This is a genomic window from Paraburkholderia sp. SUR17, assembly GCF_029536165.1.
Taxonomy (GTDB): Bacteria; Pseudomonadota; Gammaproteobacteria; order Burkholderiales; family Burkholderiaceae; genus Paraburkholderia; species Paraburkholderia kururiensis.
In genome coordinates, this window is sequence record NZ_CP120509.1 from 1,734,463 (window position 1) to 1,748,238 (window position 13,776).

The window sequence follows — 13,776 nt, forward strand, 5'->3', positions numbered from 1 at the left end:
TCGAAGTCACGAAGTCACCCTGTCATTGCCCCGGCGCGTACAGGTCGAGCAGTTTCAACGTCACGCCGTTGGTCCAGCCAAAGCCGTCCTGCAGCGGATACTCGCCGCCGCCTCCACCGCCCGTGCCCGCGCCTTCCACCACATACTTCTCCACGAGCTTCTGCTGGGACGCGTACACGCCCTTCACATCGGAGAGAAACCGCAGACCGATCTGCTGTGCGGTATCCGATGCGCCATAGCGCTTCATGCCCTGAATCGCGATCCATTGCAGCGGCGCCCAGCCATTCGGCGCGTCCCATTGCTGGCCGGTGTTCCAGGTCGTCGTCGCGAGTCCGCCCGGTTGCACGAGCACATTGCGCGCCGCCTGAATGGTCTTCTGCGCGCGGTCCGGCCACGCGGCGCCTGCGAAAAGCGGATACAGCATCGCCGCCGTCTGGTTGTCGCGCGGCTTGCCGAGCTGCCAATCGTAATCGCCGTAGTAACCTTTCGGATTCCAGAGATAATGGTTGATACCGATGGCCCGCTTCGCCGCGCGTCCCACAAACTCGCCTACGCATCGGAAATCGAGCGACTCGCCGCAGCCACGCGCAATCGTGAGTTCAAGATGGAACATCAGGCTGTTCAGGTCCACAGGCACGATCGATGTGGTGCGGACCGTGGCGAGCGTCTGGTTGTCGCCGAACCAGCGCGAGCTGAAGTCCCAGCCGCTCTCGGCCGTGGCGCGCAGATTGCGGTAGACGTCGCTCGCGGGGCGGCCCGTTGCCTGCTGCGCGGTCTGCACGTCTTCCAGATACGACTCGTCGCGCGGCGTATCCAGTTCGTCCCAGTAGCGGTTGAGCACGGTGTGGTCGGGCATCACCACCACGTTGCGCGTGGCTGTGCCGGGCGCCGTGCCGGTCTCGCCCTGCATCCAGTACGCGTACTCCTTGCGCAGTTGCGGCAGGTACTTCTGGTAGACCTTGCCGCCCTCCTGGTTCGCCGCGAGTTCCACCATGTACGAGAAGAACGGCGGCTGCGAGCGGTCCAGGTAGTAGGTGCGATTGCCGTTCGGAATGTGGCCGAAGGTGTCGATCATGTAGGCGAAGTTGTCGAGCATGTTGTCGACCAGATCCTCATGGCCCGACTCCTGGAGCCCCAGCATCGTGAAATAGGTGTCCCAGTAGTAGCCCTCGCGAAAGCGGCCGCCCGGCACCACGTACGGCTTCGGCATCGGAATCAGCGAGCTGTACGGCGGCGCGCTGGTGGTGGTGCGCGTGAGCGCCGGCCACAGCCAGTCGATGTGTTCGCGCAGCGTCTGGTTCGCGGGCGGCGTAATCACGGGCTCGCTGGGCGGCGTGAAGTACTGGTTCACGAAAGCCGCGAGCGAAAAGCCCGGCTGGTTCTTCTGCTGCTCGTAGGCCTGCACGATGGCGGCCGGCGCGGCGTTCGGCGTGGCATCGACGAAAGTCTTCTGGTCGGGGTAGATCTGCGCCGTCTGCACCGCGACGAAGAGGTCGCCATAGAGCTGATCCGGCGGCGGGGGCAGCGGCTGGCCCACCTGGGTGTCGGCAAAGGCGACGCCTGCTGCCGTCGCAAACGCAAGCAGGCCGGCGGCCGCCAGGGCGCGAGGCGCGGCGTGCATCGAAATGCATTGCATAACGAACGATCGTGCCATCGCTCCACGTGCGGCGGCGCTTCTGTGCGCAGGCGCGCGCGCGGCATCGCGGCTTTCTGCTTCAGTAGTGGCGATGCCCGACGGGGAACGGACGTGCGACGGTGTGCTCATGTCTCCTCCTTGCTGGGTAGACAACCGGACCGGTCTCCGTCGCGCGCTCTTTCGGTTGTTCCGTGGGCGTTATTTGTTTGCGATATTGGGCGTTATGCGAATAGCGCGCTTTTTCGCCTCGCGAGCATCGCACGGGGGCGCCGCGGGCCGCAATCGCCCGCGGCGCGATGGTCCGAAACGATGTGCAGCCATGCGAAGCAAGTCGTATTGGCGGGGTGAGGAAGCGAAAAGAAGCAAGAGGCAGCCGCAAAAATCGCTCCTGTGACTTGCGTTATCCCCGTGCCGCGATCTTCGCGTGTCGCGAAGATCGCGGTTCGCGTATTGCTTATGGCAAGAAAACCGCATGAAATAAGGGCCCAGCGCCCTTCAGGCATGCGAAATGGATGCCGATACCACGGCGGGGCCATAACAAGCGCGCGCTTCGCTACAATCGAAGCAGTCGACGCAAGCTCGGCGTTATCCGCGCACCCGCACCGCAACTCGCACTTCAACGCTGTTTCGACGCAGGTCATCTGGATTTCCGCGACAGGGACTTATGAACGACGACCAATCCGACTCATTGCTGTATGCCCGCTTCGGCACGACGAGCCCTTGCTGGCGGCTCTCGGGCGACAGCAACGCGCTGGAGCTCACGCCTGAAACCGGGCCTGGGCCCGCCGACGTCGCCATTGCGCTCTCGGGGCATCAGGCGGCGCAGATCCGCCAGCTCACCGGCGTCACCTCTCACCTCACACTCGAGCTGCGCCTCTTCGGCGAGCCCGTGCGGCTGCATCTGGTGGGCCGCAAGCTGGGCCCGAACGCGTGGGCCGGCACCGCGTCGGAATGGGCGGATACCGAGTCCGTGGCGCGCGACCTCGTGCACGGGCTCTCGTTTGCGGAGCAAGTGGTCTCCGAGGTGAATTCGGTGGTCGTGATCGTCGACCGCGCGGGGCGCATCCAGCGCTTCAACCGCCTTGCCGAAGAACTCACCGGCATGAAGGAAGAGGACGTGGTGGGCCGCAACGTGTGGGCGCTGTTCATGTCCGAGGAAGCGGGCGCGGCGTCGAGCCAGAACATTTCGGGCTTTTTCAATCGCGGCGTCTCGTATGAAGTGGAACGGTGGGTGAAGACCGTTCATGGCGACCGGCTCTTCCTCTTTCGCAACAAGTTCGTGCAAAGCGGCAGCGGTGTGAACGAGCAATACCTGATCTGCTCCGGCACGGACATTACCGAAGAGCGTCGTGCGCAGACGCGGCTCACCGAACTCGCCAACACCGATTCGCTCACGGGCCTGCCGAACCGCAACGCGATTCACGACAAGATTCGCGCGGCGATTGCCGACCGGTCCGCGGACGAGGCCGTCGGCATTCTGTTTCTCGACCTCGACAACTTCAAGCGGGTCAACGACCACTACGGCCACCTGTTCGGCGACAGGCTGTTGAAAGACGTGTCCGACGCGATACGCGCCTGCCTCGATCCGGGCGATACCCTCGCCCGGCTGGGCGGCGACGAATTCATCGTGCTGGCGGCGCCCACGACCCGGGCCGCGCTCGAGGCCACGGCGCAGCGCATCCTGGAGCGTCTGCGGGTGCCGTTCAGCCTGGGGCTCGTCGAGGTCTACACGGGCTGTTCGATCGGCATTGCCCTGTGCCCCGATCACGCGGGCACGCTGGAAACGATGGTGCGCTGCGCCGACACGGCCATGTACGTGGCAAAAGATGAAGGCAAACGCACCTGGCGCGTGTTTTCGCCCGAGATGAACCGCAAGGTTGCCGAGTACATGTGGCTCGATACCAACCTGCGACGCGGACTCGACGAAGGGCAGCTCACGCTCTGCTATCAGCCGAAGATCACCCTCGCGAGCGGCACCGTGCAGAGCGTGGAAGCGCTCGTGCGCTGGAATTCACCCGAGCGCGGCCAGATCATGCCGGGCGAGTTCATCCGTTATGCCGAGGAGTCCGGTCTGATCGGCGCGCTGGGTCAGTGGGTCATGCGCACGGCCGCGGACCAGGCCGCGATCTGGAAGGAGCGCGGCCTGAACCTTCGCGTGGCCATCAACGTGTCGCCGCGGCAGCTTGCCGATACCGACGTGGTGCGGCACTTCCGCGAGGCGCTTGAGCAGGCGAAGCTCGACCCGTGCCTCATTGACATCGAGTTGACGGAAAGCTGCCTGATCGAAGATGAAGCGGCTGCACTGGAACGCATCCAGCAATTCCGGCAGTTGGGTGCACAAGTGCACCTCGATGACTTCGGTACCGGCTACTCGTCGCTTTCGCAGCTCGGCCGCATTCCGCTCGACGTCATCAAGCTCGACCGCAGTTTCGTGCATGCGATTCATGAGAAGCCGAAATCGCAGGCACTGGTTCGGTCCATGGTGGCCGTCGCACAGGAACTGAACCTCAAGGTCGTGGCCGAGGGCATCGAGACCGTGGCGGAAGAGCGGTTCATGCAGGACCTGGGTGTCGACTACGTGCAGGGCTATCTCTACGCGCACGCCATGCCGGCCGCGGATTTCGAGGCGTGGCTGCGGGAAAGGCAGCGGCCGAGGTTGATCGCCTGACGCGGTACGGGACGACTCTCGGCGACAGCGTCCGGAAAAGCGAAACGCCGGACACGGATGTGCCCGGCGTGCGTGTCCGCACCCGAGGGTGCGGTTACTTCATCACTTCGGCAAAGCTCCGTTGAGCGAACTGAGCAGGCTCGTCGCGGGGCTGAGCGGACTCACGGTGCCCCCGCCCGTATGAGACGCCGTGTTGGTCACGGAGGCCACGAGCCCCGTGACCGGTGCAAGCAGACTCGCCGTGGACGGTCCCGCCGACGCCCCGAGCGCATTGGCGCCGGACGCCACCGCAGCACCTGTCGCGTTCGCGCCCACGCCGATGGCGTTGCCCGTCGCGGCAATCGCGCCGCCGAGTGCGCTTCCCCCTGCTCCGAAGCCCGCGCCGAGCGCACCCGCCCCGGCAACGGCCGCGTTGGCGCTCGAACCCGCCACCGTGTTGAGCGCCGTGGCGAGCGGCGCGATGGACGCGCCGCCGCTGCCCGGCGCGGGCACGGCGGTCGTCAGGGCGCCGAGCGCGGTCGTGAGAGGCGCGAGCGGATTGCCGCCGCTCGCCGGGTTCGGCAGCGAGCTGAGAATGCTCGTGATCGGCGCGATCGGGCTGCCGCCGTTGGTGACGCCGCCGAGGGCGTTGGTGAGGGGGGCGAGCGGGTTGCCGCCGCTCGCTGGGTTCGGCAACGAGCCGAGCACGTTCGTGATCGGCGCCAGCGGATTGCCGCCACTCGTGGGATTCGGCAGTGAGCCGAGGACATTCGTGATGGGCGCCAGCGGGTTGCCACCGCTTGCGGGGTTCGGCAACGAGCCCAGCACGTTCGTGATCGGTGCCAGCGGGTTGCCGGCGCTCGTGGGATTCGGCAGTGAGCCGAGGACATTCGTGATGGGCGCCAGCGGATTGCCGCCACTCGCTGGGTTCGGCAATGAACCCAACACGTTCGTGATCGGCGCCAGCGGATTGCCGCCACTCGCTGGGTTCGGCAACGAACCCAACACGCTCGTAATCGGCGCGAGCGGGTTACCGCCGCTCGTGGGATTCGGCAACGAGCCCAACACGCTCGTAATCGGCGCCAGCGGATTGCCGCCACTCGCTGCATTCGGCAACGAACCCAACGCCCCCGTCACAGGCGCAAGCGGATCGCTTCCGCCGGGCAGCGTGAGGCTCGCGCTCACGGTGCCGCCGCCCGAGCCGATGCTCGCGCTGCCCGCGCCGCCGACCGTCACGTTATTGCCATCGCTGGCGGCACCACCGTTGCCGCTGATTGCCCCTACCGGCAAGCCTGCTGTCGTTGTCTCCGCTATCGCCACACTGCTTTGTGCCATTGCAAAAGCCGCCATTGCGCCAAGCGCGGCAGCCGCAAGCGTGAAGCTCTTTTTCATGTCGCCGACCTTTCGAGTGAGTACTGCGGTTGAGAAGGCGGCGTCTCTCAGCAGAATGCGTGCCATATCAATCGGTGAGCACGTCGGCGGGGCAACGGGCTTGCGGGATCAAGGCGCGAGGCCGCCAGTCGCGGCCATGGCGCGCGGTCAGCGGTCACCACGCGCGCGCCATGTGGCGCAGAACATCGCGGCTGTTACGGGCGGCGTCACGTAACGCCGCCCGCAAAGCCGCTTGTCCAAGGCAAACGCGAAACGAACACGAAATAAACACGAAACAGGAAGAACGCCGCTCAGACCGCTTGCGCCATCTGCATCCGCGTCGCGGACGTGCGCCGGTTCTGCAGCGTGACGAGCCGTTCCATGAACGCGAGGTCCTTTTCCTCGATCGAAAACGCGGCGTCCACCCAGTCTTCGGTGATCTCCATCAGCTCCGCGCGCGAAAGCTGCAGCACGCGCTGGCGCGCGCGGATCATCGCGCGAATGCCGTTCAGCTTGGGCCGCAGCGTATCGATGAAGGTGCGCGTCGCCGTGTACGCCTCGCCCGGTTCGAACAGCTGATCCACGAGGCCGCGCGACGCATACCATTCGGCCGTGTGCGATTCGCCGCCGCCGATCAGCTCTTCGGCGAGCCGCATGCCGGCGCGCCGCGCCACGAGCGAATAGCCGCCCATGCCCGGGAACAGGTTGAAGGCGATCTCGGGAAAGCCGAGCCGCGCGTCGTTCTGCGCGAGCAAGAAATGATGCGCGAGCGCGGCTTCGAAGCCGCCGCCCAGCGCCGTGCCTTCCACCATCGCGATCGATACCGCGCCCGTGTCGAACCCGCGCGAGGCCGCGTGCACGCAGTCCACGCAGGCGCGCGCGTAGGCCATCATCTCCTCGCGTCTGCCCGCGCGAATGGCCTCGGAGAAGAAATCGAGGTCGCCGCCCACGTTGAACATGGACGGTACGAGCGAGCCCGTCACCCAGAAATCGATGGGGAGTCCGGACTGCCGGGCGGCGCGGGCGAGCGCCAGGATGTCGTGAACGAGTTCGAGGTTGAAGCACGGACGAGGCTGCGAACGCAGCATCATCCACATGACGTTGCGCCCTTCTTCGTAGTAGGCACAGAGCTGGGAAAGATGGCCGGCATCGACGAACGGGCGGCAAGCGTGGTGATTTTGGAGGCTCATTTTGATCGGTCCTGTTTAGGTGATTTCATGGGGGTAAAGCAATACGAGCCTAAAACAGGCATCCATTCGAAGAGGATGGTTACGTCACATAATCGAGTAGAAACCCTGATCGGTCATGAGCGCTGGCGCACAAAAGCCAGGGCGGCCCCTGTTGTACGGCGCGCCTTTCCTGGTGCCGGGAGGCGGGCGATCGGCCGCCTTGCACGGAGGTTCATCTCACGCGCAAAAAGCGATGCGATCGTATGAAACGCAATAGAGAGATATTGGTAAGCGGGCGAAAGGGCTTTAATTATTTTTTGCGCGCCTTTTCCGCCGTAAAGCTCATTGAAAGAGAACGGGATTTATGCTTGCCGCATATCGAATTTCGCTGCGCCCGCGAATTGCGCGGGGCCTGCTTGCACGAAGAGCAAGGATCGTGATGCGGCAGCACAGGAAGCCGGCGCCCTCACCTTGCCCCGCGTCGGCAGGCCGTTGCGCCGCCGCGTATTCAATCCATGCCGGCCGCCCAGCGGCGTGCCTCGTCGGCGGGCATGCCGGCCGCTACCGCAGCGTCGTGGATCTGCTGCCACGTCGCGGGATCCACGGGCACGCCGTGCGCTTCGCGTTGCGCGCGCATCTCGCGCTCCGGCTCGCCCGGCGCGTAGATGCGCTCCACGCCCTCGGCGCGCGGCGACGCCTTGACCCACTCGATGAACGCCTCGGCTTCGGCTTCGGCATTGCCAGCATCGAACGCGTTCGGGTCCACGATCACCGACAGCATGCAGTTCACGATCGCGCTCGTTTTTTCCAGCGTGTCGGCATGCGTGGTGTAGCCGCCCGAAAGCGCCCCGCCGAAAATCTCGCACATCGCCGCGAGCCCGTAGCCCTTGTGGCCGCTGGCTTCTCCCCCCGTCGGCATGAGCGCGCCGAACGGCGCCTCGTGCATCACCTTCGGTTCGACGGTGGGCCGCCCCGCGTGATCGATCAGCGCACCGCCCGGCACGCGCTTGCCCTGGTTGTAGGCCACGCGCGTCTTGCCGTAGGCAATTGCGCTCGTCGCGAAATCGAGCACGAGCGGCGGCTTGCCCGTGCGCGGAAAGGCGGCGCAAAACGGATTCGTGCCGATGCGCCGGTCGATGCCGCCGAACGGCGCGACGAGCGGGTCGCCCGCCACATTGGCGAAGTGGAACGAGACGAGCCCGGCCTGGGCGCACTGCTCCGCCCAATGCCCGATACGCCCGATGTGATGCGCGTTGCGCAGCCCCACCGCACAGACGCCCAGCTTCGCGGCGCGCTCGATGCCGCGCTCCATGGCCTCGGCGGCCACCACCTGGCCGAAGCCGCGGCCGCCGTCGATGGTCAGCACCGCGCCCACATCGCGCACCACCTGGGCGTGCAGGTTCAGCTTCAGTTCGCCCTCGCGCAGCGACGCCACGTAACGCGGAATCATGCCCACGCCGTGCGAATCATGGCCCGCCAGATTGGCGGCCACGAGATGGTCGGCCACCAGCCGCGCTTCCTGCGCGGCACTCCCGGCATGCTCCCAGATGGCGCGCACATAGGCGTGCAGCCGGTCGGGCAGGATGCGTGGCGAGGCAGCGGCAGTCGTGCGGGTGGCGTCGTTCATGGACGGAGTCGCTCCTGGGTGGCAAATGCAGTGGAAAGATGAGAAGCCGGCGCGGCGCCCTCGCAGGCACGACGCGCCGGAAAGACGTCACGGCGCGGCCGCGATCACTTCGGCCACGGTAGCCGTGAGCTTCTTCGCGTACGGCACATGCAGGAATTCGTTCGGGCCATGTGCATTCGATTTCGGTCCCAGCACGCCGCACACCATGAACTGCGAGTTCGGGAAGCCCGCCTTCAGCACGTTCATGAGCGGAATCGTGCCGCCCTGGCCGATGTAGGCGCAATCTGCACCATAGTGCTCGCGCGAGGCGTCGTTGAGTGCAGACGACAGCCACGGCGCGAGGTCCGGCGCGCTCCAGCCGGTAGCCGCGCCCGCGTCGGGCTTGAACGTGACCTTCGCGTTGTAGGGCGGATCGAGTTCGAGCAGCGACTTCAGTTGCGCCACGGCCGTAGCCGCATCCACGAGTGGCGGCAGGCGCAGCGAAAGCTTGAACGCCGTGCGCGGACGCAGCACGTTGCCCGCGTCGGCAAGCGACGGCAAGCCCGCCGCGCCGGTCACCGAAAGCGACGGACGCCACGTCGAGTTCAGCAGCGCCTGCTGCGGATCGGTGGTGGTGGGCAGCACCGGCCGGCCGTCCTGTCCGCACGCCCAAGGCACGCTCTTCCAGACGCTGTCGCCGAGAATCTTCGCGGTGGCCTCGGCCTCGTGCAGCCGCTGCGGCGGAATCGGGCAGTGAAAGCCTTCGGGCAGCAGGTTGCCCGTGGCCGCGTCTTCGAGCCGTTCGAAGAGCTGCCGCATGACGCGGAAGCTCGACGGCGCGATGCCACCATAGCCGCCCGAGTGAATGCCTTCGTCGAGCACCTGCACTTCGAGGTCGCCCGCGACGAGCCCGCGCAGCGACGTGGTGAGCCACAGCTGGTCGTAGTTGCCCGCGCCCGAATCGAGGCACACCACGAGGCCGACGTTGCCGAGCCGCTCGCGCAGCGCGTCCACATAAGGCAGCAGGTCGTAGCTGCCCGACTCCTCGCAGGTCTCGATCAAGCCCACGCAGCGGGGACGTTCGATACCCTGGGCGTCGAGCGCGGCCAGCGCCGTGATGCTCGCGTAGATGGCGTAGCCGTCGTCGGCGCCGCCGCGGCCGTAGAGCTTGCCGTCTTCGAGCTTGGGCGTCCACGGCCCCAGGTCGTTGCGCCAGCCCGAAAACTCCGGCTGCTTGTCGAGGTGGCCGTAGAGCACGATGGTGTCGGTGCTGCCCGAGCGCGTGGCCGGCGTTTCGAAGAAGATCACCGGCGTGCGGCCCGGCAGGCGCACGATTTCGAGCGTGAGGCCGCGCACCGGCTGCTTTTCGGCCCACTGCGCGGCGTCGGCCACCACGCGCTCGATGTAACCGTGGCGCGCCCAGTCGGCATCGAACGCGGGACTCTTCGCGGGCACCGCGATGTAGTCGGTCAGCGCCGGCACGATCTCGTCGTTCCACTTACGCTCGACGAATTCGCGCAGCGTGTCGTGATTCACCTGATGGGCTTCTTTCGTGTCGGAGATCATGATGGGCTGCCCCTGCAAATGAAAACGCCCATGATAGACCGATCCGTCTGGCGGCGTGGTTCGCGCCGCGCACGCGGGAAGCCGCGCGCGTAGGCGAAGCGGGCCTGACGGCACTGGGCACCGGCATCCCGTTCACGCGAAAATCGGCACATTCAGGGTGCACTGCCCTGCACCACTCAAAGGGAGGGCTATGGGAAACAATCTGCTCGTTCAGGCGGTCGAGGTGTTCGCCGCGCTGACCCTCTACTTCCTGCCGTCGATTCTTGCGGACCGGCGCAAGCGCCGCGACGTGCTCACGATCGCCCTCTTCAACGCTGTGATGGGCTGGACCGTATTCGGCTGGTTGCTCGCGCTCTACTGGTCGCTGCAGCCGAACCCGCCGGAAAATGTCGCTGTGGACGTAACGGAGAAACGGCGTCTGCTCAGCATGGGGCAGTTTTCGCGTGCACTCGCCGAGCGGGTCAGTACACGTGTGAGGCGCACCGCTGCACGCGACCGGGCGCAGAAATAGCGAATGGCCGGTGCATGCCGAGCGCGCTTCTCGGGTGCATGAAATAATCAGCACCCGAATGCATCTCACGTCCGCCCGTGATGAAGTGCGGGCGCCTTCCGCGGAATCCGCCCCTCACCACCTCACCCGACAGGAGCCCGCAGTGCCGCAAACCACCCACCTGCTCGCTTTCGCCGCCGTCGCCCTCGGCATGGCGCTCACGCCCGGACCCAACATGGTCTACCTGATCTCGCGCTCCATCTGCCAGGGGCGCACGGCAGGGCTGATTTCGCTCGGCGGCGTGGCGCTCGGCTTTGTGTTCTATATGTTGTGCGCCGCGTTCGGCATCACCGCGCTGCTGCTCGCCGTGCCGTTCGCCTACGACGCGCTGCGCTTCGGCGGCGCGCTGTATCTGCTGTGGCTTGCGTGGCAGGCCTTGCGTCCGGGCGGCCGCTCGCCGTTTCAGGTGCGCGATCTGCCCGCGGACAGCCCGCGCAAGCTCTTCGCGATGGGCTTCGTCACCAACCTGCTGAACCCGAAAATCGCGGTGCTCTATCTCTCGCTGCTGCCGCAGTTCATTGATCCGCAGCACGGCAGCGTGCTCGAGCAGTCGCTCGCACTTGGCGTCGTGCAGATTGCGCTCAGCATTTCAGTGAACGGAATCGTGGCCATGACGGCCGGTTCGATCGCCGCGTTCCTGGCCGGCCGGCCGGCGTGGCTCGCGCTTCAGCGCTGGCTGATGGGCACGGTGTTGATCGGCCTCGCCGCCCGTATGGCAACGGAAGCGCAGAAATGACGCGGGACGCGGCTGTAGACGCGGCTGCGTTGCCCATCCGCCCGCTCACACCGGACGACCTCGACCTCGTGTGCCATCACCGGCACGCGATGTTCCTCGAGGCGGGCAAAGAACCCGAGGACCTCGCGCGCATGACGCCGGCGTTTCGCGCGTGGCTCGCCCCGCGTCTCAACGACGGTTCGTACTTCGGGTTCGTGGCGATGGACGGCGAGCGGCCCGTTGCCGGGATCGGCTTGATGGAAATAGCGTGGCCGCCCCACCCGCTGCATCCGGACCAGGACCGGCGCGGCTACGTGCTGAACGTCTATGTGGAACCGGCGTACCGGCAGCGCGGACTGGCGCACGCGTTGATGAAGTGGGCCGACAACGCCTTCAGCGCGCGCGGTCTTCACTATGCGGTGCTGCACGCTACCGACATGGGGCGGCCACTGTATGAACGGCTGGGTTGGTCGCAGACCACTGAAATGGCGAAGGCAGTCCAGGCCGGGCGCGACGGCTGAGGCGTTGGCACGAGACAGCGCAAGACAGCGCGCGACGGTTCGTCGGGCGCCGCGCTGCCTCGCCACCTAGGTCACATGCGCCCGACGGTTGCGATGCCGAAATACTGATGCATCTGCACCGAGCCGGGCGGAATGGACCGCGGCTCGAGCCGCACACGGTCCTGCGCAAACATGTCCTGCCGCAGCTCGCCCTGCTCGTCGAACCATTGGCACACGAGCCAGTCCCCGTTCGCGAACCCCACCGGTCCCACGTAGGTCACCGTCATGCGCGGCCCGCCCGATCTGAGCGCGACCACGTCGCCGATGCCGATGTTCTGCTCCTGCTGCATGTCGATCAGGGTTGCGCTGGACATGAGGATCCCCAATGGAAAACCGTGACTTGAAGCCCGTGGCGGGGTGGCACGGCGAATTGCCTTGCGCCTTTTTCGCTTTTCTTCGCGCCGACCGGCACGAAGCGTTAAAAGGCCAGCCAAGATTAACAATGCCAATAACCGTCTGCAAGCGATTTTTATAAATTCGATTTACAGGCAGATGAATATACCTGGGGAAATCCTGGGTGCGGGCAAAAACGCGCCAAGCCGCGCGCCGCCCCGCGCGACATGGCGCCGCAGCGGGCCTTGCGGCGGCAGGTCTTACGTATTCTCGAACGAACGTCCGTAAAACATGCCGAAATGCGCACGCTCGCTGCGCACCCGGTATTAATCAACAAATAATCATACTGTTTTCATGATGGCGATTTTGTCAGGCAATGGCATTTACGGCGCACTGCACAATATCTCACGCATATCGAAAACGTTTTTCCAGCATTTCTTTAATCGTTATGCATTTATCTGTAAAAGAGCGGTTCACCGGTGAGCAGGGGCATGGCGTATTTCAGCCCGCCGGCGTCTCGCGCGGCGCACGCGAAAGCAGTTCGCTGATTTCGACGTGGCTCACCGCGTCCGCTGCGTAGGTGAAGGTGCCGCGGTCGTGCATCTCGCGCGCGGCGCGCAGGAACGCCCCGTATGCGGCGCGCGCGAGCGACCCGCCCACGCTGATCCGTTTCACCCCCAGCGCCTCTAGTTCGGCGACGCTCAACACGGCGCCCTGCAATCCCATCAACACGTTGACGGGCCGCGTAAGCGCGCTCACCACGGCCGCAATGTCCTCGCGCGAGCGCAGGCCTGGCGCGTAGAGCACGTCGGCGCCGGCCTCCTCGTAAGCCTGAAGGCGGCGAATCGTGTCGCGCAGGTCGTCGCGGCCGTGCAGGTGATTTTCGGCGCGCGCGGTCAAGGTGAACGGAAACGGCAATGCACGTGCCGCCTCCACGGCCGCACGCACACGCTCCACGGCCAGTTCGAACGGATAGATGGGATTGTCGGCACGGCCGGTGGCGTCTTCGATCGAGCCGCCCACCACACCCGCCCCGGCGGCGAGGCGTATGGTCTGCGCCGCAGTTTCGGGCGCGTCGCCGAAACCGTTCTCGAGGTCCGCGCTCACGGGCAGGTCGGTGGCCGCGGCGATTTCTGCGAGGTGCACGAGCATTTGTTCGCGGCCCACCGCGCTGTCGGGCACGCCGCGCGAGAACGCATAGCCGGCGCTGCTGGTGGCGAGCGCCTTGAAGCCTGTCGCGGCCAGCAGCCGCGCCGAGCCGATGTCCCAAGGGTTAGGAATCACGAATGCGCCCGGCGCTTCGTGCAAGGCGCGCAAGCGCCGGGCCTTTTCCGCCTGGGTTTCCGCGTGGGTTTCCGTCTGGCTTTCCACGTGGCTGATGGGGTCATGGGCCAACGGGCCAGTGGCACCGCCTGCGGCCCCCTCTCCCGAAGGTCGGGTTGCCTCGGTCGTCATGATGGTTGTTGTCCTTGTGAAGTGAGTGTCAGAGAGAGCGCCGCCGGCGCGCCGGCGGTTACGCAACGGCTGCGCAACGACTGCATGGCCGCGATGGTGGCAATGCAGTGGCGATACGGCGGCAAATGAGGCGGCAATGGGGCACAAATAGGGCGGGACGGCAGAGCG

Annotated in this window: 11 protein-coding genes; 4 read left to right on the top strand and 7 right to left on the bottom strand. The window is 65.9% G+C overall.

Annotated elements, in window-relative coordinates; genetic code table 11:
* Positions 1-22: 22 nt before the first annotated feature.
* Positions 23-1,621 (bottom strand): alpha,alpha-trehalase TreA, encoded by a 1,599-nt coding sequence (gene treA, locus P2869_RS25105; RefSeq protein ID WP_277598279.1) that lies wholly within the window; start codon positions 1,619-1,621, stop codon positions 23-25.
* 679 nt (positions 1,622-2,300) lie between these two features.
* Between treA and pdeR the strand changes: the two genes are divergently transcribed.
* Positions 2,301-4,304 (top strand): cyclic di-GMP phosphodiesterase, encoded by a 2,004-nt coding sequence (gene pdeR, locus P2869_RS25110; protein ID WP_017775639.1) that lies wholly within the window; start codon positions 2,301-2,303, stop codon positions 4,302-4,304.
* Between the two features lie 102 nt (positions 4,305-4,406).
* Here pdeR and P2869_RS25115 read toward each other — a convergent pair whose 3' ends face one another.
* The 4 genes from P2869_RS25115 to P2869_RS25130 all read right to left on the bottom strand — a co-directional run bounded on the left by P2869_RS25115 (position 4,407) and on the right by P2869_RS25130 (position 9,995).
* Positions 4,407-5,675, bottom strand: coding sequence for a hypothetical protein (locus P2869_RS25115; RefSeq protein WP_277598280.1), 1,269 nt, complete (start codon positions 5,673-5,675; stop codon positions 4,407-4,409).
* A 290-nt stretch (positions 5,676-5,965) separates the two neighbouring features.
* Entirely contained in the window at positions 5,966-6,844 is an 879-nt protein-coding gene (locus tag P2869_RS25120; protein WP_017775636.1) for a crotonase/enoyl-CoA hydratase family protein, read from the bottom strand.
* Between the two features lie 487 nt (positions 6,845-7,331).
* Positions 7,332-8,450, bottom strand: a complete 1,119-nt coding sequence (locus P2869_RS25125; RefSeq protein ID WP_277598281.1) for a malate/lactate/ureidoglycolate dehydrogenase — start codon at positions 8,448-8,450, stop codon at positions 7,332-7,334.
* 87 nt (positions 8,451-8,537) lie between these two features.
* On the bottom strand, positions 8,538-9,995 hold the full coding sequence (locus P2869_RS25130; RefSeq protein ID WP_026121628.1) for a M20 family metallopeptidase: 1,458 nt from the start codon (positions 9,993-9,995) through the stop codon (positions 8,538-8,540).
* A 190-nt stretch (positions 9,996-10,185) separates the two neighbouring features.
* On the opposite strand from P2869_RS25130, the gene P2869_RS25135 reads away from it, so the two are divergent.
* From P2869_RS25135 to P2869_RS25145, 3 genes are all read left to right on the top strand, one after another.
* Positions 10,186-10,506 (top strand): superinfection immunity protein, encoded by a 321-nt coding sequence (locus P2869_RS25135; RefSeq protein WP_277598282.1) that lies wholly within the window; start codon positions 10,186-10,188, stop codon positions 10,504-10,506.
* Between the two features lie 142 nt (positions 10,507-10,648).
* Complete coding sequence (locus P2869_RS25140; protein WP_277598283.1) at positions 10,649-11,281, top strand: LysE family translocator; 633 nt, start codon at positions 10,649-10,651, stop codon at positions 11,279-11,281.
* The gene (locus tag P2869_RS25145) at positions 11,278-11,781 is read left to right on the top strand and encodes a GNAT family N-acetyltransferase (RefSeq protein WP_277598284.1); all 504 of its coding nucleotides are present in this window, start codon (positions 11,278-11,280) and stop codon (positions 11,779-11,781) included. The genes P2869_RS25140 and P2869_RS25145 overlap by 4 nt, the downstream gene beginning before the upstream one ends.
* Positions 11,782-11,852: 71 nt before the next feature.
* Here P2869_RS25145 and P2869_RS25150 read toward each other — a convergent pair whose 3' ends face one another.
* Both P2869_RS25150 and P2869_RS25155 read right to left on the bottom strand, forming a co-directional pair.
* Positions 11,853-12,134 carry a YodC family protein gene (locus P2869_RS25150; RefSeq protein WP_017775630.1) on the bottom strand — a complete coding sequence of 94 codons (282 nt, stop codon included), beginning with the start codon at positions 12,132-12,134 and terminating at the stop codon, positions 11,853-11,855.
* Between the two features lie 520 nt (positions 12,135-12,654).
* Entirely contained in the window at positions 12,655-13,608 is a 954-nt protein-coding gene (locus P2869_RS25155) for an isocitrate lyase/phosphoenolpyruvate mutase family protein (RefSeq protein WP_277598285.1), read from the bottom strand.
* Positions 13,609-13,776 lie beyond the last annotated feature (168 nt).